Origin of the sequence: Yersinia sp. 2542 StPb PI, from assembly GCF_048593855.1 — a bacterium.
GTDB classification, from domain to species: Bacteria; Pseudomonadota; Gammaproteobacteria; order Enterobacterales; family Enterobacteriaceae; genus Yersinia; species Yersinia enterocolitica_E.
This window is the reverse complement of sequence record NZ_JAZGQA010000326.1, coordinates 1-2,393: the sequence shown is the minus strand read 5'-3', so window position 1 is coordinate 2,393 and position 2,393 is coordinate 1. Positions and strand designations below refer to the sequence as shown.

The following is a 2,393-nucleotide window of genomic DNA, read 5'->3' as shown; positions in this document are numbered from 1 at the left end:
ATTATTTAAGGAATATTTTTTGGGGGCTGATTCCAGTCGCCATTATGATTTATGACTGGATGACCAAACAGCATACTGATAAACAACTTTTTATGTTAGTGTTTTCGCTGATTAGCGGCCCACTATTCCCTCTTTCAAAATTAACAATCGAAACCATAGCGTTAAAATTCACCAAAAAAGAATTTTGGCATAAGGGTTTTTTCAAAGAAGATATAGGTAAAAATGGGTTACGTGCTATTTTTTGGCTGTTTTGCTTTGTGTTTGCCATTCCAATCAGCATCATCTCACTATTTATTAGTAAGAAACGGCCAGATGAGAACCTAGCCGATTAGCCTAATATCTATTAAATGCCTAACTGCGTATTAATAGAGTCAACAAAGGAATCATCAATAAAAGCACCAACCACCGCCATGATTAAAGCAAACCCAATAATACCCAGAGGTAAGCCTATAATTACACTGAAAGCAAAGGCTGTTAACCCTGTGGCAGCTTTACCAGCAACCAGAGATTCAACCTTCACAAGGAATGGGCGCCAGTTATCAGTTTCTATAGCCTTTTTAAGTTCAAGAACAACATCAGAGAGATCAATAAATGAGCCTACAACCCCAAACGCCTTACTGAATTTGGCCAAATTCTTCGCCATCACCTCTCGATCAATCGACTCCAGCGCCTTCGCTATCGCCTCTCGGTCTTTCACGCTAAATTTCTTATTCAGCACATCCTTGTATTTCTCAAACGCTTTTAATGCTTCATCAGCATTCTTGATGGTTTTTCCCTTGGCCACTTCCGCTAATTCTTTTGCTACCTTGCCGGATTGCTCGCCAAACTTATCTGTAAGCTCCTTATAAAAATCCGCAGTAAATTTAACCGCATCTTTCACCGCGTCATTTTCTTCTTGAGCTTTTTTATCCTCCTCCACTTTTTGACGAACCGCATTCAAGTGAGCTTCCGCGTTTACCTTCTCCTGTCGCAGTTGTTCTAACCGTTGGCTCACTGTATTAGCTTCGTTTCTGGCCTGAGACGCCGCCGCTCGTTCACGCTCTGCACCGGCTTGCTTATCATCAGCCGCTTGTTTTTTACGCGAGGCTTCTCCATTTATGCCCAGCGCCCTCGCATAAAGACCACGATTGGGGTTTGACGGATCTAACGCACCACCTTTAGCCAGACTCTCGAACTCCGCTCTGAGTGCCTGTGCTTCTTTTAGCAGTGGTGATACTTCATTCTGCAGATTATTCGCGGCAACATCATGACCCGTAGCGCGCTGCTCTGCGGCTGACTTATCCTGCTGGGCTTGATTAATGCGTTGCTGAGCTTCGTTCACCAGCCGTTCCGCCACTTCAATGGGGTGGGCCGCATCCCACTTCGCCGCATCTTCCACCGCTTTTCGTTTTCTCTCTGCCTCCTCTTCCGCCTGACGTTGGGCCTCAGCTGCAGCCAGTTTAGCCTTTTCAGCATCATTATTAGCAGATCCGCCACCGTTACCACTATTACCACTGCCATTACCTGATTCACGCGTTGAACCTATCAACTGACCTGCAGCATTATAGCTGTTTAGCCAACCGCCTTCTGACCGCTTTGAGGCCACTTTAAACGCCCCCTCGCCCGAACCAACTCCGCCACCTTTGTTGCCTCCACCACCCAGCCCGGTCGGCCCACCATTTACCCCACCCGTACTCTGCGCACCACTGTTATGACCTATACCGTCTCCACCACTCATCGTATTTTCCTCTTCGACATAATTAAAAATAAAACAAAAAACAAAAAACAAAAAATAACTGTATATAAACACAGTACTTTCAAAATACTATGCCTGATGTCTTAAGCTGTCAATCGCTAAAAATGAGCAAAAAAAACCGCCTGAGAAGGATAAGCAGGCGGCTCTGGTGTTGGTTGGTTCATATCGCATTATTATTTTAATAGACAATAAATAGTGCCTATATAGACACTATCTTAAACCAGTTATTAACTATATTGCATCTGTTTACACTCAAAAGCCGAATTCTGATGACAGATTGTGACTTATGGCTGAGCCTTTCCTGAAAAACCGCACACGCTTTACCTCCTCACTAGATAACAAATTGGTTCAACCATTCAATGAGTTATCTAAAGATACCCGTATTCCAAAAAGTCGATTGTTAGACGAAGCCATTGCCGACCTACTGAAAAAACACGGTTCGAGCAAAAACACGCTGTAATGCAGACAGTAGGGGTTTGAGGTCCAATGAGGGGTTTCTACGCCGAAATCCCAGAAAATTCCATAACCAAAGCTGAATGCGTATAAAGTGACTGTATAACAATCAGTTAATTAGTATCTCGCATTTTGGGGTTCCGTGAACATTTCCTCAAAAAGTCCCAACTATGCGACTTATCTTTATGAATTACATAGAATATAT

At 43.5% G+C, this 2,393-nt stretch carries 3 protein-coding genes; 2 read left to right on the top strand and 1 reads right to left on the bottom strand.

Going from position 1 to position 2,393, the window contains the following annotated elements; genetic code table 11:
* Positions 1 to 332: colicin E1 family microcin immunity protein (locus tag V1952_RS21210; protein ID WP_420075487.1), on the top strand; the 332-nt coding region annotated here is incomplete at its 5' end.
* Positions 333 to 343: 11 nt separating this feature from the next.
* Here the strand turns inward: V1952_RS21210 and V1952_RS21205 are convergent.
* Complete coding sequence (locus tag V1952_RS21205; protein ID WP_420075486.1) at positions 344 to 1,789, bottom strand: colicin-like pore-forming protein; 1,446 nt, start codon at positions 1,787 to 1,789, stop codon at positions 344 to 346.
* Positions 1,790 to 2,021: 232 nt separating this feature from the next.
* Here V1952_RS21205 and V1952_RS21200 point away from each other — a divergent pair, with 232 nt between their 5' ends.
* Complete coding sequence (locus V1952_RS21200; RefSeq protein WP_420072486.1) at positions 2,022 to 2,195, top strand: ribbon-helix-helix domain-containing protein; 174 nt, start codon at positions 2,022 to 2,024, stop codon at positions 2,193 to 2,195.
* Positions 2,196 to 2,393: the final 198 nt, after the last annotated feature.

What these genes read in the sequence shown, in the direction of transcription:
- V1952_RS21200 (WP_420072486.1), top strand. Translation starts at nt 2,022, where the DNA reads ATGGCTGAGCCTTTCCTGAAAAACCGCACACGCTTTACCTCCTCACTA.